16 protein-coding genes and 2 pseudogenes are annotated in these 16,680 nt (G+C 67.2%); 8 read left to right on the forward strand and 10 right to left on the reverse strand.

The window, feature by feature from the left end; genetic code table 11:
• Positions 1-746: 746 nt before the first annotated feature.
• Both ACFYZA_RS28695 and ACFYZA_RS28700 read left to right on the forward strand, forming a co-directional pair.
• On the forward strand, positions 747-947 hold the full coding sequence (locus tag ACFYZA_RS28695) for a GNAT family N-acetyltransferase (RefSeq protein ID WP_388493505.1): 201 nt from the start codon (positions 747-749) through the stop codon (positions 945-947).
• 30 nt (positions 948-977) lie between these two features.
• Positions 978-1,256: a GNAT family N-acetyltransferase gene (locus ACFYZA_RS28700; RefSeq protein WP_388493507.1), complete on the forward strand. Its 279-nt coding sequence runs from the start codon at positions 978-980 to the stop codon at positions 1,254-1,256.
• Here the strand turns inward: ACFYZA_RS28700 and ACFYZA_RS28705 are convergent.
• Together ACFYZA_RS28705 and ACFYZA_RS28710 are read right to left on the reverse strand one after the other, a co-directional pair.
• A pseudogene (locus tag ACFYZA_RS28705) lies at positions 1,229-1,420 on the reverse strand (IS630 family transposase); the annotation flags it as partial. The gene ACFYZA_RS28700 and the pseudogene ACFYZA_RS28705 overlap by 28 nt on opposite strands.
• Before the next feature lie 90 nt (positions 1,421-1,510).
• Positions 1,511-2,035, reverse strand: a complete 525-nt coding sequence (locus ACFYZA_RS28710; protein ID WP_100579278.1) for a GNAT family N-acetyltransferase — start codon at positions 2,033-2,035, stop codon at positions 1,511-1,513.
• Between the two features lie 290 nt (positions 2,036-2,325).
• On the opposite strand from ACFYZA_RS28710, the gene ACFYZA_RS28715 reads away from it, so the two are divergent.
• Together ACFYZA_RS28715 and ACFYZA_RS28720 are read left to right on the forward strand one after the other, a co-directional pair.
• Positions 2,326-3,224, forward strand: a protein-coding gene (locus ACFYZA_RS28715) for an IS5 family transposase (protein ID WP_388493508.1) whose coding sequence is annotated in 2 segments (ribosomal slippage) — positions 2,326-2,628 and positions 2,631-3,224 — 897 coding nt in all. Because the reading frame shifts where the segments join, the coding sequence is not laid out codon by codon here.
• A 96-nt stretch (positions 3,225-3,320) separates the two neighbouring features.
• Positions 3,321-4,085, forward strand: a complete 765-nt coding sequence (locus ACFYZA_RS28720) for a methyltransferase domain-containing protein (protein WP_189766536.1) — start codon at positions 3,321-3,323, stop codon at positions 4,083-4,085.
• 224 nt (positions 4,086-4,309) lie between these two features.
• On the opposite strand, the gene ACFYZA_RS28725 is transcribed toward ACFYZA_RS28720, so the two are convergent.
• From ACFYZA_RS28725 to ACFYZA_RS28740, 4 genes are all read right to left on the reverse strand, one after another.
• A complete protein-coding gene (locus ACFYZA_RS28725; protein WP_388493510.1) occupies positions 4,310-4,990 on the reverse strand; it encodes a hypothetical protein in 681 nt (226 codons plus the stop codon).
• Between the two features lie 352 nt (positions 4,991-5,342).
• Positions 5,343-6,320 carry a hypothetical protein gene (locus tag ACFYZA_RS28730; protein WP_388493512.1) on the reverse strand — a complete coding sequence of 326 codons (978 nt, stop codon included), beginning with the start codon at positions 6,318-6,320 and terminating at the stop codon, positions 5,343-5,345.
• 10 nt (positions 6,321-6,330) lie between these two features.
• Positions 6,331-7,206 carry a hypothetical protein gene (locus ACFYZA_RS28735; RefSeq protein ID WP_388493514.1) on the reverse strand — a complete coding sequence of 292 codons (876 nt, stop codon included), beginning with the start codon at positions 7,204-7,206 and terminating at the stop codon, positions 6,331-6,333.
• Complete coding sequence (locus ACFYZA_RS28740) at positions 7,157-7,468, reverse strand: hypothetical protein (RefSeq protein ID WP_388493516.1); 312 nt, start codon at positions 7,466-7,468, stop codon at positions 7,157-7,159. Before ACFYZA_RS28740 ends, ACFYZA_RS28735 begins: the two co-directional genes overlap by 50 nt.
• A 176-nt stretch (positions 7,469-7,644) precedes the next feature.
• On the opposite strand from ACFYZA_RS28740, the gene ACFYZA_RS28745 reads away from it, so the two are divergent.
• Together ACFYZA_RS28745 and ACFYZA_RS28750 are read left to right on the forward strand one after the other, a co-directional pair.
• Positions 7,645-8,070, forward strand: a complete 426-nt coding sequence (locus ACFYZA_RS28745) for a ribonuclease domain-containing protein (protein WP_388493518.1) — start codon at positions 7,645-7,647, stop codon at positions 8,068-8,070.
• A 234-nt stretch (positions 8,071-8,304) separates the two neighbouring features.
• A complete protein-coding gene (locus ACFYZA_RS28750; protein WP_388493520.1) occupies positions 8,305-8,895 on the forward strand; it encodes a DUF4240 domain-containing protein in 591 nt (196 codons plus the stop codon).
• On the opposite strand, the gene ACFYZA_RS28755 is transcribed toward ACFYZA_RS28750, so the two are convergent.
• The 3 genes from ACFYZA_RS28755 to ACFYZA_RS28765 form a co-directional block, all read right to left on the reverse strand.
• Complete coding sequence (locus tag ACFYZA_RS28755) at positions 8,890-9,345, reverse strand: hypothetical protein (RefSeq protein ID WP_388493522.1); 456 nt, start codon at positions 9,343-9,345, stop codon at positions 8,890-8,892. The two genes, ACFYZA_RS28750 and ACFYZA_RS28755, sit on opposite strands and share 6 nt — an antisense overlap.
• Positions 9,346-9,534: 189 nt before the next feature.
• Positions 9,535-9,750 (reverse strand): hypothetical protein, encoded by a 216-nt coding sequence (locus tag ACFYZA_RS28760; protein WP_388493523.1) that lies wholly within the window; start codon positions 9,748-9,750, stop codon positions 9,535-9,537.
• A 704-nt stretch (positions 9,751-10,454) separates the two neighbouring features.
• The gene (locus ACFYZA_RS28765; RefSeq protein ID WP_388493525.1) at positions 10,455-13,646 is read right to left on the reverse strand and encodes an RHS repeat-associated core domain-containing protein; all 3,192 of its coding nucleotides are present in this window, start codon (positions 13,644-13,646) and stop codon (positions 10,455-10,457) included.
• 1,378 nt (positions 13,647-15,024) lie between these two features.
• On the opposite strand from ACFYZA_RS28765, the pseudogene ACFYZA_RS28770 reads away from it, so the two are divergent.
• Positions 15,025-15,165: pseudogene (locus ACFYZA_RS28770) on the forward strand (helix-turn-helix transcriptional regulator); the annotation flags it as partial.
• A gap of 97 nt (positions 15,166-15,262) precedes the next feature.
• Positions 15,263-15,604 carry a hypothetical protein gene (locus ACFYZA_RS28775; RefSeq protein WP_388493537.1) on the forward strand — a complete coding sequence of 114 codons (342 nt, stop codon included), beginning with the start codon at positions 15,263-15,265 and terminating at the stop codon, positions 15,602-15,604.
• Positions 15,605-16,037: 433 nt separating this feature from the next.
• Here the strand turns inward: ACFYZA_RS28775 and ACFYZA_RS28780 are convergent, their stop codons facing one another.
• Positions 16,038-16,346, reverse strand: a complete 309-nt coding sequence (locus ACFYZA_RS28780) for a hypothetical protein (RefSeq protein ID WP_382597580.1) — start codon at positions 16,344-16,346, stop codon at positions 16,038-16,040.
• Between the last annotated feature and the right edge of the window lie 334 nt (positions 16,347-16,680).

Genomic DNA, 16,680 nt, shown 5'->3' on the forward strand with positions numbered 1-16,680 from the left:
TCCGCCCGATGGCGCGTCGCATTGCCGGTGCCGGGCCTCGTCGGGCGGTCAGCATCGTGAAGAAGCCACAGCGATCGGCAGGCCCATCTCGGGACACGCCCCGACAGCCCGGCACCGACAACGCGCACCATCCCAGCCCACGGCCGACACTGTCGATTGCGGGACTCTTCTGGTCAGTATTCTCACGAGCCAGACCCCGGATCCGGGACAGCGCCCGCCCATCATCGCCTTCCTCACGGCACGTAGGGGCCCGTGTTCCAACACGAGCACAAATGGGAGCTATTTGATGGTTCGCACCCAGTTCCGACAGCGAGTGTGCGAACAATGAGACAGCCTTCGCGCGTAACGGATCGCCGTCATGTGGCCCTGGAACGAGCGGGTGCGCTGGCGCTGTAGTCCGCGTACCGAGAGTAAGGGCCTGCCGATCCACATACGCGTGCAGCTGGTGGTGAGACGCCATCCCCCGGATCGACAGGTCCAGGGCAGGTTCAAGGTCGTCCGTCAACGCAGTGGCTCAGGGGCCGGACCGATCTCGCGCAGTGCACTGGTCCGTCGACAGTCCTGAGACCGGCACCGGTAGTTGGCCACCAGGCCTGCCTCGCCCTCGCTACTGCCGTGACCTCATTGGGTCGCCGGGTCGAGGCCGGGTACCAGATATCGGGTTCTGCGGTGTAGGGCTGTGGCAGGATGCCGCGACGATCACCTCACCCATACCGCCCGTCGTTCCCGCAGACCACATGGCCAAAATGGACCAGCCTGCGCTCGCCCTCCTCAGTGGTCTGGAGCTGCGTCCCTGGCGTGTCAGCGACGCCGACGCTCTGGTAGCCGCCGCTCAGGAACCGGGCATTCGCCAGTGGAACAGGCCCTTCGTGACGTCGCAGGAGGAAGCACGCGAGCGAATCGAGCGCATGCACGAGCGTTGGCGGAACGAGCAGAGCGCGCTCTGAGGCATTGCGCCGTCCGATGGCGGTCAGGCTGTGGGCTTGATCGGCTGGGGTGACCTCGACCTCCAGGGCGGCAGCGCCGAAATCCTGTACTGGCTCCTGCCCGCAGGACGTGGCCGCGGCGCCATGGCCGAGGCCACGCAGCGCCTCAGCCGGTGGGCGTTCGACGACCTTGGTCTGCACCGGCTCCGGCTGTGCCACGCGGTGGCCAACTCGGCATCGTGCCGAGTGGCGGAGAAGGCCGGCTTCTCCCTCGAGGGCACGATGCGCAGCGCCCTGCTGCATGCGTTCTGGTTGCGCCAGCACAGGTAGCGATGCAACTCCCGCCTTTGGACGACGTGGTTGGGGTGATTCGAGTTGGCCAAGGAGAACTGCCGCAGCGGCCGGAAGTGCGCCTAGATCGGGTTCGCCCAGGACGCGTTCGTCGGTGTGAAGCACAGCTCGACTTTGTTCCGCGCCGCCCACCGTCTGATGCGCTAGGGCGTGTCTCTCCGATCACCCTGATTGTCTCGCGGCTCCGCCACCACGATGGGGCCCTGGAGGCATCGCCTCCAGGGCCCCGGGGATCATCGCCGCGAGCGGTCCGGATTCGTGATCCTGAACCGGGCCATGTTCTCCGTGTTGTCTTCGGTGGCCCACCGGCGGAAGCCGGCCTTCTCCAGCACACGGACTGAGGACGGGTTGGAGAGCTCCACATCAGCGGACACGGTGTGGACCTCAGGTGCGGTGAGGGCGAACTCTGCCAGGGCTTGGGTGGCCTCGGGGGCATAACCGCGGCCTCGGCGGGAGGCCACGATGCCGTATCCGATTTCCAGGACGCCCTCGCTGGGCGGCCAGAACAGGCCGATCGAGCCCACCACCAAGCCGCTCTCGCGCTCGATGATCAGGCGGTGGCCGTATGCGTCGAGCCAGGCGGGGTGCTGGTCGAAGAGGCTCGCGACCATGCGGTCGCCTTCAGCGGGAAAGTCGCCCGCCCAGTGAGTGGACCTGGTGTCGGCGAGGACCGCAGCGGCCTCGTTTGTGGTCCAGGGCCGCAGGATCAGGCGCTTGGTGATCACGTTGGTGTGGCCGGGCGAAGAAGAGGAAGACACGTGTCTCTCCTGGTCGTTAGGACGACCCGGGCCGCGCTCTGCTATCGCGCGGGCCGGATGAGGGCATGCTGAAGACGGCCGACGGCAGCCATATTCATCAACCTCCCTGTCCCGCTGATCACACGTCTCTCGCGCTGGCGTGACGGTAACAACCGCTCCTTGGCCTGAACAACTCATTTCCGTGCCGCTGACCGGGGACTTTCGCTTACTGAGGGGCGTATCTCTTCGATCGGGCAGCTCGTTGTTCTGGTCATGCTCAGCAGGGGGATCTCACGGATGGCGAGTGGGCGGTGCTGGAGCCACTGCTGCCCGTGAGCAACAGCCGGTGCGGCCGGTGGCGGGACCACCGCCAAGTGATCAACGGAATCATCCACCGGCTCAGTACCGGCTGTCAGTGGCGCAAGCTGCCCGAACGCTTCGGCCCTTGGCAGACGATTCACAAACGCCACATGCTGTGGTCGGCGGACGGCACCTGGGAGAGGCTGCTCCAGCACGTCCAGGCCGTCGCCGATGCCGAGGGCGGCATCGACTGGCACATCAACATTGACTCAACCTCGATCCGTGCTCACCAGCACGCCGCCGGCGCTCCGAAGGACCCTCCGCCAGCACTGCCCTGTGCCTCAAAAGGGGTCACACAAAGATCAGTTCACGTGCGCGTGCACGTGGGCTCATGCCCATTCCGGGCGGAGGCGGTGCGGCGGGCGAAGCCCTTGGCCGCTCCCGCGGCGGGCTGACCTGCAAGATTCACCTGAGCGCGGACGGCAAGTGCCGCCCGCTCTCCCTTGTCGTCACGCCTGGTCAGCGGGCAGACTGCACCCAGTTTGAGCCGCTCATGGACAAGATCCGCGTCCCCCGGCTTGGCATGGGTAGGCCGAGGCGGCGGCCGGACAGTGTTTGCGCCGACAAGGCATACAGCAACCGTGTGATCCGCTCCTACCTACGACGACGGGGCATCCGACACGTCATCCCGGAGAAGAGCGACACCAAGTCAGCCCGCCTGCGCAGGGGTTCACGCGGCGGCCGTCCTGCCCACTTCGACAAGATCCGGTACAAAGCCAGGAACACCGTCGAGCGGGCGATCAACAAGATCAAGCAGTTCCGAGCCGTCGCTACCCGTTACGACAAGCGCGGATACGTCTTCCTCGGCACCGTTACCGCCGCCGCACTCCTGATCTGGCTCCGCTCGTGACCGGAGAGACGGAACCGACCGCTGCCGTACCTGCATACAGGCGGGGAGGCGAAATCGGGTTGTGCCTGGGGCGGTGATCGGCTTGGGTTCGTGCTCGTGACTGCCTTGAATGATCTCGTACGTCCGGACCGCTATCCGCGTTCCTCCCGCTATGACCCCAGCTGGGTGCTCAATCTCGACATGGGGCCGAACCCGTTGTGGCTGCTGGAGGACCTCGCCCGCGACCTTGATCTGCGCCCGGGGATGCGGATACTCGACCTCGGCTCCGGCAAGGGCGCCACGTCGGTGTTCCTTGCCCGCGAGTACGGTTCCCGGGTCGTCGCGGCCGACTTGTGGATCGCTCCCGAGGACGCAGCAGCCGTCTTCGCCGACGCAGGTGTCGGTCATCAGGTGCAGGCCGTGCGAGCCGAGGCGCACGCCTTGCCTTTCGAAGAGGAGAGCTTCGACGCCATCGTGAGCGTCGACGCCTTCGAGTACTTCGGTACGGCGGACAGCTATCTGCCCTACCTGGTCCGTTTTCTCCGCCCTGGCGGACAACTGGCCATGGCGACCCCCGCTATGACACGGGAAGCCCGTGAGCTCGGGGCCATTCCGCCCCATATCAAAGACGTGGTGGGCTGGGAAGCGATGGCCTGGCACACGGCGGAATGGTGGCGCTTCCAGTGGGCGATCACTGAACTGGTGGAGGTCACGTCCGCGCGTCTACAGCAAGACGCCTGGCAGGACTGGCTGCTGTGGGTCCAGGCATGCGCCGAGCATCAGCCGGACGGCCGGAGCGCCAACCAGCCGGTCATCGACATGCTCACCACAGACGGCGGAGAATTCCTCTCCTTCGCTCTGGTAACCGCACGCAAGAACTAAGCAGGCTTCACTTCGCCGACAGTTCTGTCTCTCCATTCGTGATCGGAGAGACAGAACCTAGTCGGTGTGCTGGTCAACGGCTCAGATCGGCTACCGGCGGTGCGATGCAGGGCGGTGGCCCGGATCTCCGCGAGGACGACACCGGTCGTCGAGGCGCGGTGCACCGGGACGTACAGGCCCCAGTCGGCGTCACCTGCCGTGAGCCAGTGGGTGATCGACAGTGGTCAGACCGACTCCTGGTCCAGCTGCGGATAGCCGATCTCGGCGATGTCCTGGGCCAGGTCCGCCAAGCTGACCTCCGGGTTCAGCAACGATACGAGTTCCTGGTCCAACGGCCGCAACGCATGGACCTGGCTCACCGCCCCCAGGTCGACGGAGACCTCGTAGTAGTCCTCGGCGAAGCGCTGGAACGCTTCCGGAGACCGGTCGACCAGGAGGCCGAACAGGCCCGTCGCCCCGTCAGGATCGACAGCGCCCTCAGGAAACTCGATCGTCCCGTGGTGCCACCGCTCGTCCGTCGGTCCCCGCCACAAGCAAGCCGTCACGACAGGCACCCCCTCCCCATCGGTGAACGCCGGCTCCTCGACGAAGGCTCTGAAGGGCTCGGGAACTTCGTCGACCACACCAGGCCAGGGCTCGCCATCGTTGCTGAAGGGGCTCATCGGCGATTCGTGGTCGAAGCCGCGCACATAGGCCCCGGCCGCCGAGAGCACGATCGAGTACTCGTCCCCCGACCCATTACGCATCGAGGCCATCTCCTCGCCGTCGGCCCAACCGGCGTTGAAGGAGTAGTACCGGCTCTCCCAGTCCGGGCTCAGGATCGCATCGAGCATCGCCAGCGAACGGCACACGTCCCGCAGGTCGGCAATGGCGGGGAGCTGGCGAGCCACGTCATAGACAGTCACGGGTCCATCCAACCCGATGCCACCGACACCCCGACCCGCCAGGGACGTCGTGAGCCACCCGGTTCCAACATGCGTGGCCAGGTGCCAACTATCGTATCCCGGCTCAGTCTGCCAACCCCACCGCTCAGCCCCGCCAACTACTGCGCTCATCCGCCAGAAAGAGGTCACAGAAAGTTGCTCGATACCCGTCGCCGGGCGAGTCAGGATGCGTAGAGATTCGAACAGGAGCTGAAGTGCGTCCGGCTTCAGCGACGTCACTTCGCGCTGCACCGGATGCTCGATGTCGCTGCCGTGTCGGCGGACGAAGGCCAGCCACTGCGAGTGATTACTGCCCCGCCCTATGGGGCCGCGGTCACGTGTGCCGGGGTTGCCTCACTTTCCAGCGCTGGATCGCCAGAGCCGGCCAGTCCTTCGCCGACTGCCGCGGAAGCCTGTGTGTGCTTCCCCCGTCGTCTTCGTCCCCTATACGCGTGCCCAAGTCCTCGCTGCGCCGGGGAGAAACAGGTACGGGGCTGCTCTGAGGAAGGAGCTGTCCACCGAGGTCATTCTGGAAGGGGGAGAGGTCCGTGCCGAGGTCGAGCAGTATCCACCCTGCGGGCGGTGAGGTCATCGCAGCCGATGGCGGCTCCGTTCCGGCAGGTGCGAAGAACGCCTGCGCCGGTTCTTCCCATACGCTCGACTCCAGGGCGACCTGCGCGTCGAAGACGTCCGGCCGAAGCCGCAAAACACCGTCTTTCCACAAGCGGCGGGTGTAGGCGAGGAGTTCGATCGTCGCGACCATGGTCCAGGCGACCAGCTGCACGGCGGCCCGGAACCGGTCCCGGAGTCCGAAGGGATCGCCTTCTTTGCGGCGTTGCGGGTCGTGGTGCACCAAATCGCCGTAAATCCAGGCTAGCGCCAGCCCGTGCGCATCGAGGTCGTGACTCTCGCCCGTCACCGTGTTCGTCACCAGGACCCGGTAGGCGGCAGTGGAGTGGCCCATCCGCTTCTTCCACTCGGCACGCGCTGCCCGGATCCACTCCGCATCCCGCGGCAGCGTCCGACAGGCGTAGCCCAGGGCATTCAGCGTCTTCAGGTAGAAGCACTCCTCGGTCTCCAAAAGGATCGGCCGGATGCGGGCCGCGGCGGACTCGACCACCTCTTCGGACGGCAGCTCAACCCGAATCCACCCCTGGCCGTTTTCCACACGGGCCTCAAAGTGCGGGTCCATGAGCCATACGAGCTCCTCCCAGTCACCAGCAAGGGAATGCTCTGCCACACGGCGCGCTCGAACTACAAACGCCTCAAGACGCCGCCGGTCCCGCTCGATCTCGTCCTGGTCACGCGCCACACGCGCCCCCTCATCTCCCTACCACCATGAGGGGCGATCGCCGCTCAGACCACCCAATTCGCCAGCTCGCCTTACTGCCAGCAACTAGCCCCGGCCAGAGGCCAGTGACCTCGGTCAGCCGGCGGAGGCAGCAGGTCCCTCCCCGTACATCGGAATGTCCTGCCCGCTCACGTCCATGCGCAGGCGCACAAAGCGCAGAGGGTGGCGGAAAACGCCGCCGTGGTCGACGGAGCGGTCGGCGCTGATCTCGGCCACCAAGTCGGGGCGGACCAGGATCGCCCCGAGGACATCGTTGCTGCCCAGGCAGCGGTGAACCGCACGCCCTCCCAGGGATGCCCGGGTGGAGGTGTTCGGCGACCTGACGGGCCGTATCGGGGCGCAACAGGACGGTGCGGCCGATGGTGCGCAGGCGGCCGGCCGTGTCGTGGCGGGCCAGGATGAGGAGCTTGGGATGGGCGAGGCTGCCAGTGATCGCGCCGATCAGGGCCTCGGTGGTGTCCCGGCGTCTGACCTTGGTCCACGCCCTGGCTCCGGTGAGATAGCGCTGGCCCTGGGCCTTGACCACGAGGCCTTCCAGTCCGGGTACCTCGGTCCAATGAGTCATCCATTCACGGGCTGTTGCGGGGTCCGTGGTCATGGGGCAGAGCGTGAACGGCGCGGTCAGGGAGTGGGCGGCGAACAAGACCTCCAGTCGTCTGCGGCGCTCCCGGTAGGGCAGGGTCAGGAGCTCTGTGCCGTCCTGCTGCAAGAGGTCGAACGCGACGTAGTAGGCGGGCAGGCCTGCGGCGAGAAGGTGGGCGGAGCGGCTGCGGGCGGCGGCTCGGCGCTGCAACCCCTCAGAAGCTGTGCTGTCCCATCTCCTGGTCCCACACCAGGAGTTCGCCATCGAGGACCAGGCCGCCGGGTAGCTGCCTGACCGCAGCGGCAACCAGGTCGGGGAACCGGTCCTGGACGAGGGAACCGCGCCGCGTCTGAAGCAGCACACGCCCGCTGGGCCCGGCCGGGGTGAAGAGAACCGCCCGGTGACCATCGAACTTCTGCTCATACGCCGGATCGCGCAGCACACCCGGCCCCGGCAGCACCTCGGCGGCCTGTGCGAGCATCGGTTCCACCGGCGGCAACAGCACCACGCCCAGGCCTTCCTTCACGCTCGACACGCTGACGGGAGGTTCGGCCGCACGAGGCACGACGGTTTTCACCGGATCGGCGCACTACTTGTCACCATGCGCACGCGAAGCAGGGTGGGCGTCACCGGCCCCGGCACAGCGCCGGACGACACTGGGGGGCTTGCGTGACCCCAGTGGCTGGAGATCGTTGGCGGGGCATGACCAACACTGCTAGGCGTGCACTCGCGGCCATTGCTCTGGCCGGGACGGTTCTCGCCTTCTCCGGAACGGCCCACGCTGACACCGCCGCGGACGGGGGTGCCAAGCAGTCGCGGTCTGGCGACTCGTCCCGTTCCGTGCGCGCTGCCATTCCGGACCGGGCCTCGCACACGCTGGCGCTGATCGACGCTGGCCAGTGGCCGCCGAACGATGGCTCAGGCACCAAGGGAGGTGCCGCCTGGCCGAATCGCAACGCAGCGTTGCCACGAACCGGCAGTGAAGGCAACCCGATTCACTACCGGGAGTGGGACGTCAACCGCAAGAAGCCCGGTCAGCCCCGGGATTCGGAGCGCATCGTCACAGGAGACGACGGCACCGCCTGGTACACCGCCGACCTGTTCCGCACATTCCAGCGCATGCGCTGAGCCCGAGAGGAGAAGTTCGGACTCAGTGTGAGCGCGCTGGGCTCCTCCGGCTTCAGCGAGACGAACCCACTGGCCACCAAGACTGTCCTGTCGCCTCGAATGGCAGGTGATGCGGCGCTGACATGCGGAGCTGCCACGTAGTCGGCGGCCCGGTGTTGGCGGCATTCTCAAACGACCTGGCCTTCGCGGAAGTGATCTCGGTGCTTGTCAGTGGCACCTGGCAGTGTGTGCCGCGTGAACGTTGAATCCTTCTGGGAACTGATGGAGACCTGCCGACGACAGTCGGAGGGCAGGGATGCGCGACTTGCCTGGTTGCGGAATGAACTGTCGCGAAGGTCGCAGGTGGAGATCGTCGAGTTCCAGCTGTGCCTCGACCAGGTCACCCGTCAGACATTCCACTGGGACTTGGTTGCTGCAGCTGAGCGGATCTTCGGCGGCCGGTACTCGGACGACGATTTCGACTACTTCGGCCTCTGGATGGTCGGGCTCGGAGGCGAGATCTTCGGGCGAGCGGTGCTTGACCCGGACGCTTTGGCTGATGCGTCTGAGGTGCTGGCGTTGACCGGGAGGAGCTGGAGGGACTGGGGCGAGGACTGGCCTGGGTGGGAGTTGCTGGACTACGTGGCGTCGGAAGCCTACGGGTTTGTGACCGGGAATCCCGATCCGTGCGGCGAAGAGTTCTATGCCGCGGTGCGGGCTCAGCGCGGCGAGCACGTGGTCAACCGGGGGTTGGCGGGGGAACGCTGGAATGTCAGGGATGAAGCAGAGGCAACTCGTAGACTGCCGCGATTGAGCGTCATGTTCCCGCTCCGTGCTGACTCATGAGGTCGTGTCACGCTCAGTGCGTTGGCTCTCATCGAGGCCGGTCTGCGGGTTGCAGAGGTGCTGGAAGAGAGGGTCTTGGATGCCCAGCATGGTGTAACTCCGTGAAAGCCGACGGCTGAGCTCGGCGGTCGTCGCCAGGTAGAGGTCCTTCGGCTCGATGCTGTGTTCAGGCGGATCGAGGACAAGTTCTGCCAGCACGACTGTTTCAGGGAAGGCCGCCAGGCGGCGTTGATCGGAAGTCGGGACTGCCCGGCTGACCGGTTCTGCGGCGATGTGGCTGAGCCGTCGGGCCCACTCGTCCCCGACGTTGATCGGGGTGCCGTGTAGCGCCCATTCGTCGACGACCTTGTGGGCGGTGTCGAGAGCCTTCGCCATGCTCGGGGCCTGGTGGCGACGGGCGAGGCGATCGAGTTGATGCTGTGCCCGGAGGGCTTCCGGCAGCCGTGTCAAGGGCAGATCATGGGTGGGTGCGGATCCTCTGAAGTGAAGGTCGGGATCAAGTGGCCGCAGCCAAGACCGTTTCTCCATGCACGTTCAGCGGTTTCCGGCTCACGGGGTCCGCCAAGGAAATGAGCTGCGTTCGGGTGGGCTGACGGGCAGCATGGCGGGATGATGCGGATCTCGATTCACCGAGCCCCATCAGGGCAGGATCTGCCCGGTGATGATCTGCCACGTGGCGCCGTGCCGGGCCGCCCAGCTGTCCGCATCGCGGCGGTCGAGTTCGTCCTGCAGGGCATCGAGCAGCGCGAGCAGCATCGGCAGATGGCGCTCCAGCACCAGAGCGTTCGGACAGCGCAGGCACGTCAGAAACGACTCGGTGCAACGCCCGCCAGCCGGACCGTGGTCGATGTCCAAGCAGGACGCCAACAGCGTGTCCAGCCTCCCGGCTCGCGCAGCATCGCGCACCGGCTGTGGCAGGGCGGCCGCCTCCACCGGGCCCACCCGGGCGGCGGCACGCCGTGCAGCGGTCTCGGCGTCGGTGATCGCCTCGGTCAGGACATCCGCGGCCGAAGGGGTCCCCTCGCAGGTAGTGGGCGAACGACGTCTGCGCGGTGTTCGTCAGCCGCACCGACGGCAGATGCCCCCCAGCCTGCTTGGCGGTCCGGATCTCCACCGTCCGCTTCATCCGCGTCAGCCGCATCTGCAGCGGCCCGCCGCCGTCGTCAGTCAGACCGTGCCTGGCCGCCCACCCGCCCAAGTTCAGCTTGCGGGCGGCGACTTGGCACCCGCCACTGACTTCGCCCTTGATCAGCTCTTCACTCCAGAGAAAGCGCGCCCTTCCTATTTGTTCCTGCGGCGGAAGCGCACGGCCGCCATTCCTGAGCCCACGGCGAGAAGAACAGGAAGGGAAGCCAACCACGCTTTGGTGGCAGACGCTCCGGTCAACGTCATGATTACGCCACCCAATACATAGATTGCCAGGAATGCGCCGACCAGGTTGGCCACGGGGTGGCCCCGAGTGCGGTCTTCGAAGTCTTCCAAGCGTCCCATCAATTTCCTCCCAGTGTGCTGCGGGTGGGGACCCGCGGAAGGGGTCCCCACCCGCTGTGCGATGTGGATCAGGAGAGCCAGGTCTCCACACCTTGCGTGGTCAGTTCGCCCGCCGCATAGCATCCAGCTGTCGACAGGAAGCCAGACTCTGGGCCCGTCGCTGCTTCGCAGATCCCGCCGACCACCACGCCGGCAGCCAGACTCGCAGAACCCCGTGCGGCTCCGACAACATCACCCGAGACCAGGTCTTTGCCGGTGTCATAGATTGACTTTGCATCGCCGATCTTGCCAATCACTCCGTCTACAACAGAGAGGGCGGAGGTCCCGAGCGGGTCTATGCGGTTGACGGGATCGCCTTCGGCGTAGAGGTAGGGGTTCTTCTCCTTGCCTGAGGGGTCGGGCTGGGTGAAGCGGCCGAGGTTGGGGTCGTAGTAGCGGGCGCCGAGGTGGTAGAGGCCGGTGGGGTCCTGGTGGCCGCCGGCGAAACGGTAGGGCTGCGGGACGGCCTCTGTGGTGGTGCGGGCGACACCGCGCGGGCTGTAGGTGTAGGTGTTGGCCTTGGTGCCGTTCTCGTCAGCGAGGCCGATCACCGAACCGAGCGCGTCGGTCAGGTAGTAGTAGGCCCTGCCCCCGGTCGTCATGGAGTTCAGGGTGCCCCCGGGCTCCCGGTTGAATCCGGTATCGACGCCGGCCGTGGTTTCCGCCGAGAGGCCCAACGGGCCGTTGTGGAAGGTGGTTTGGCCGAGCTTGGTCCGTTCGGACTGGTCGGTGGAGGCGTACTGCCCGGCGTAGGTGGTGCCGCCGACGGCGAGCGAGGTCAGCTGGGAGTAGTCGGACCACTTCTCCGCGGTGCGGGTGCCCTCGGGGGTGGAGGCGCCGGCGGTCTCGTTGCCGGCCTTGTCGTAGGACCAGTTGGCGGTGGATCCGTTCTTGCCGGTGATCTGCTGCGCGTCGTTCACGGTATAGGTGGTGCCGCGCGGGCAGCCGGGGTCGACGCCCTGGGAGGTCAGGTTGCCGGCGAGGTCGTAGCAGTACTGCCAGGAGGAGTTGAGGGTGCTGCCCTTCTCCTCCTTCGCGTAGGAGAAGCGGCCCGCGACGTCGTACGTGTACGACGTCTTCAGCCCGGCCAGGACATCCGTGGCGGTGCGGATCTTCGTGCCGTCGCTCACGCCGCCGGTGCCGTAGCCGTAGGTGTAGGTCAGGTTGGTGAGCGTGCCCTTGGGCGAGGTGGTCTTGATGCTGGTGGGACGGTTCGACTTGTCCACCACCACGCTCTGCACCGTGCTGCCAGGGTAGGTGGTGCTGGTGCGGGTGCCGTTGTTGTCGTACCCGTACGTCGTCTTGCGGCCCGCCTGGTCCTTCAGCTCGGTCAGCCGGTTGACCTTGTCCCAGGTGTAGTCGATGACGCCCGAGGGGTCGGTGTAGGTGTCGACATTGCCGTTGGCCGTGTACGCCAGGACCGTCTGAGATCCATCTTGCAGGGTGCGGATCGTCTCACGGGACAGCGGGTCGAACTGGTAGGTCTGAGTGCCGGTCCGGTCGGTGCGCGAGGTCAGGTTGCCGTCACCGTCGTAGACATAGGTGACGGTGTCATAGCTTCCGGTGTCGACCTTGGTGACGCGGTCCCGGTTGTCGTAGGTGTAGAGCGTGGTGACGCCCCGGCCGTCCTTGGAGTCGCTGACCCGGCCCAGCGCGTCGTAGCGGTAGGTCACCTTCCCAATCTGGCTGGGCGGTGTGACCGAGTCCAGGTTGCCCCGGGTGTCGTAGTGGAACGACGTCACCGAGTTCGTGGTGCCGCTCAACTTCGTGGTGGCCTTGCAGCGCTGGCCCTGGAAGCCGCCGCACGTAGCCGTCGCAGGGTTGTAGTCGATGGTCGCGGAGCCCCCACCGGTGCCGCTCTGCGCCACGGAGATCGTGTTGCCGGCCGTGTCGTACCCGTACTCCGTCTTGTCGCCGTCGGCGGAAGTCGCCGATGCCGGCACGTCCCGGCCCGCCTTCGTCGACCAGCCCGCCACCGTCGAGGTGGCACCCGTGGGCAGCTTCGCCGAGGTGGGATTGCCCCGCGTGTCCCACCCGTAGGTGGTCACGTTCCCGGTGCCGTTGGTGCCTACGCCCATCGCGTCTGTCGCGGTCTGCGTCAGATGCGCTTTGTACGACTTCGACCGTGAGTGGGTGAAAGCGTCAGTGACCTTGGTGACCTCGCCGTCCTCGTTGTGCGCGTACTTCGTCGCGTACGTGAGGGGGTCGGTGACCGTGGTGGTGCCCGCCTGGGAGCGGTATTCGGTGTCGTAGGCGTACGTATACGTAGGCCCATCACTCGTGCCGCCGAGCTCGGTGGAGCGGCGCATCGAGGTGACCCGGCTCTGCGCGTCGTAGGTGAACACCGTGGTGCGGGACTCCGGTGTCGTCACCTTGGTCAGGCGTCCGTCCTCGTCGTAGCCGTAGGACGTCGCCTTGCCCGTGGTGTCCCAGGTCCGTGCGAGGTGGCCGGTGGCGTCGATGTCGTACTTGACGGTCCGGCCGCCGCTGTCCGTCGCGGTCCACAGCGTGTCACTCGTCTTGACCAGATCGATCGTGCGCCCGGAACGGTCCTCGGTGAGCTTGAAGCCGGCTGCCCGCCCGTTGGCATCCTGGTGGGCGGCGACGGAGATGGTGCCGTTGTTGCGGTCGGTGACCTTCGTCAGCTCACCGCCTGCGCTGTAGGTGTCCTTGGAGCCGGACTTGCGGTCGGTGAGGGTGTAGGTGCCGTCGCTGTTCTTCTTCAGGTCCTTGGCGTAGCCGTCCGGCGTCTTGAACGTGCCGTCGGCGTTCTTCGTAAAGCTGACCGTGGCCCCGGAGGAGTCGTACCAGATCACCTCGTCGGTGAACCACAGGTCCAGGTTGCGCTCGTATCCGGTCCACCAGGGGTCCGCGACCTGGCCGAAGGGGCCGTCGAAGGAGTTATAGGTCCGGGTCAGCCGGAGTGAGTCACCGACACCGGTGATGTCGAAGTCGGTGGCGGCCAGCATCATGTTGCCGGTCGAGTAGTCGATACGTCCCACCAGCGAGTCAGTGATGCGGAAGTCGAAGATCTGATGCCACGGCACATCACCTTGCCCGTGCGGCACATACACCTTCACCGACGGCGCGGCGGCGGCACTCTGCTGTTGGCCCGCGAGCCGCGACTTCTGACCGGCCTCCCACTGTCGCCGCTCCGGACTGGGCGCGGCCTTGCGCTGGTTCTTGGGCGCCTTGTTCTGGCCGACCCTCACCGCGGGCATCTCAGCCCGCGCCTTGCCCTTACCCCACGCCGAACCCTGTGCCGGAGCCGGTCCCGCCGCGAACGCCGGCAGGGCGGACGCGCCCAGACCCAGCACCACGACAGAGGCGATCAGAGAGTTTCTCGCTGCGAAACGCGCATGCCGATAGGGCATGCCGAATATACGCGAACGCACAGTCTTCCCCCCGCTAGGAAGTCAAAGCCCGGCAGCCCCAACGGCCACCAGGGGCACACACGTTCGCACAGCATCCACACAAAAACGGGGCCGCTTCCCCGAAATTCGAACCCCATCCCCCTGGGAACCAGCCCCTCCTCTTCCCCACCACCAACCCATGCAAAAAACGGATTTAGGAGATCATTCCCTCCCCTGCCGCAGCCAGCCCCAGCGCCTACTTTGCCGGACGGGCCCTTCACTCTGACTCAAACGCACCGGCGCCGCGGCGCACTTGCGATCGCGTGCGGACAAGGTGCCCTCGATGAAAAACGTGTTGATGCTGGACCATGCCACAGGCGGCTTCCAGAACAGCAGTCCCGACTCCTGCCACACCCCGCGTGAGCTGCCACTTCCCCGCCGCGATCGTCCCGAACACCTCCGTGCGCACCGACCGATCCCCTGTCCGCGCGGCCCTCGTGTACAAGGCGGGCCATCGAGTCTGCCACCGCGGGCGTGTGGGCGGTCACCAGCGACTCGCCGGTGTCGTCGACAACCCGCAGGGCCAGCCCGCTCCACGCCCGGCCCGACCAGTGCACATCACGCCGTACGACCGTCTGGCCCGTCTCGAATCCGCGCACGACGGGTCCCTTCTCCGGTCCCCGGCTGCGGTGCCCGGCTGCAATGTGTGCAGCCACGTCACGGGATCGGTCGTACCGCCGCCCGCTCGTGCGCTCGCTCAATGACCCGCCGGGTGTGGTCCTCTCCGAGCGCCCACAACACGACCAGGGACGCCTGCGCCCGGAAGGTGAAGTCGAGCGCGAACAAGGGGGATCGCCTTGCGCCGCTCGATGTCCTCGACCGGCTGCAGGGAGGATAGGCCACGATGCGCCCGATTCGTGCTCACCAAGGCTGGGCGTCTCCGGTGAGGCCACGCTCGCGCCGCTCGGCGCGGCGATCCTCTACAGCGCGGTAGCCGCCGCGAAGGCCACGAACACGTGGACGTGGCTTTCCTCCGTACTCGACCGCACCAGCCAGACCCGCCAGGGCGGCAGCCCTCCCTCCGGTCCCTGACCGCCCCCTCCACTTCCCCCTCCATGCGGTCCCGGCATCACTGACTTGGCCCCTCCATAGCAGGTCACAGCCCAATTGGGGCGATGGAGGGGCCTGTTGTGCAACGGGGTGGGTCGGGGCACTCGCGACAGCGGCGGGCGGGGAGGATAGGGACATGAAGCGCCCCACGTTGACCCAGCGCGAGGCCGCCGCCGCGTGCGGCGTCAGCCGCTCCACCATCCGCCGCCGCCGCGAGGCCGGCGAGCTGCCCGGCGCATTCGAGGACCCGAACCTCGGCTGGCTCATCCCCGTGGAGGCCTTGCTGGCCGCCGGGTTCCGGCTCAACGCACCGACGGGCCCCGACCCCGTCCCGGCCGAGCCTGCCCCGGCGGCCGAGCAGCCGGACGCCGACCATGCCGAGGACGACGACCAGGACGTGGCCACGCTCCGGGCCGAACTGGCCCGTACGCGCGGACCACGACCTGACGCTGGCCCGGATCGAGTACGAACGGAAGGTGGCCGAGGCGCAGGCGGAAACCGATCGTCTGCGCCAGGAGCTCGCGGACCGGGACGCGCTCCTCGCTGAGCGGGCCGAGCGGATCGTGGAACTCCAACGCGCCGTCGCCGCGCTGACGCCGGCGCCGCAGCGGGCAGCGATCGAGGCGGCGGACGGCCGCACCGTACCGAACCAAGCCACCGGCGAACCGAACGCCGAACCCGAGCGGCGCCGACGGCGGTTGGGCTGGCGGACGTGACGGCTCCGCACGTGGGCCGGCGTCTCCTGCCCTTGCGGCGCCTGGTGTGCAGAATTCTGCACACCGCCCCTCGGGCACGGGGGCACTCACAGACCCCTCGCAGAACCGGCGATCCTCTGCCGACCCTCCACGCCTGGTCGTCGAGGGCCGACAGGCCCACGAGACTGGTGTAATGAGCACCCCGCGCCGGCGCCTCGGCACCGGCCCGACAGATCCCGCCGGTACGACCGCGCCGCCTCTCCCGCGGCTTCTGCCCTCCGGACGCACCACCCCGAGCACACGGGCGCCGGGCGACCTCGAGGGCCAGGAGCTGCTCCTGCCCATCTCGCCCGGCCGCCGGCTCCTCGGCCGCGGCGGAGGACAGCACAGTTGGCCCTGTGGCCAGAGGGAGCGTGCACCCCGACACGGTGCCTCGCCGCGTTGACGGCGATCCTCAACGGGCGGAACCGTTCATCTTTCTGAGGGTGCCGACGCTCGACCAGGCGCTGCCGAGGATGATGAGCCCTCCCACACCGAGCAGCACGTTAGACGTGGTCGAGTTATCGGATTCCTGCTCGTCCAGGTTCTTGCTCCCGGTCTGCTCGCCGTTCGCATAGCTGACGCAGGTGTCGCCCGACGACATCTTCTCGCCGCCGCACTCATCGGAGGAGCCCTGGAAACCGAACCAGACGAGGGCCACGCCGATGGCGAGGAAGACGAGGCTCGCAAAGAGGTCCTGCGCAGGGGTGTTCTTTCTCGCCATGACACACAGCCTTCCGATCGTAGGTGTGACTCGGTGACCACAAGAGTGGTTCTGACAAGGGCGGTCGTACAGGTCATACGCCCGGCCATTGGTGGCCGGTGGCCCTTGGCAGTTCGGCGAGCCCGGTTCTGCGCGTCGGCCGAGCCTGCGCTCGTTCTTAACGAGTTACCCGCCAGGTACCCGTAGGCGAAAACGGCGGTGGGGGGGGCCCCCCAGGGGGGGCGCCCCCCCCCCCGCCGGGGGGGCGGGGGGGCGCCCCCCCCCAATCCAAAAACAAGTACGGTGGGCCGTAGGCCACCAAGAACAGGGCGTAGGCGGCGGGGCGGGGTTGGCC

It is taken from the genome of Streptomyces sp. NPDC001828 (assembly GCF_042892175.1).
Lineage (GTDB): Bacteria > Actinomycetota > Actinomycetes > Streptomycetales > Streptomycetaceae > Streptomyces.

Coding starts and splice junctions, on each gene's coding strand:
- ACFYZA_RS28695 (WP_388493505.1), top strand. CDS start 747: ATGGACCAGCCTGCGCTCGCCCTCCTCAGTGGTCTGGAGCTGCGTCCC.
- ACFYZA_RS28775 (WP_388493537.1), top strand. CDS start 15,263: ATGCCGAGGACGACGACCAGGACGTGGCCACGCTCCGGGCCGAACTGG.
- ACFYZA_RS28745 (WP_388493518.1), top strand. CDS start 7,645: ATGACCAACACTGCTAGGCGTGCACTCGCGGCCATTGCTCTGGCCGGG.
- ACFYZA_RS28780 (WP_382597580.1), bottom strand. CDS start 16,346: ATGGCGAGAAAGAACACCCCTGCGCAGGACCTCTTTGCGAGCCTCGTC.
- ACFYZA_RS28735 (WP_388493514.1), bottom strand. CDS start 7,206: ATGGCGAACTCCTGGTGTGGGACCAGGAGATGGGACAGCACAGCTTCT.
- ACFYZA_RS28765 (WP_388493525.1), bottom strand. CDS start 13,646: ATGCCCGCGGTGAGGGTCGGCCAGAACAAGGCGCCCAAGAACCAGCGC.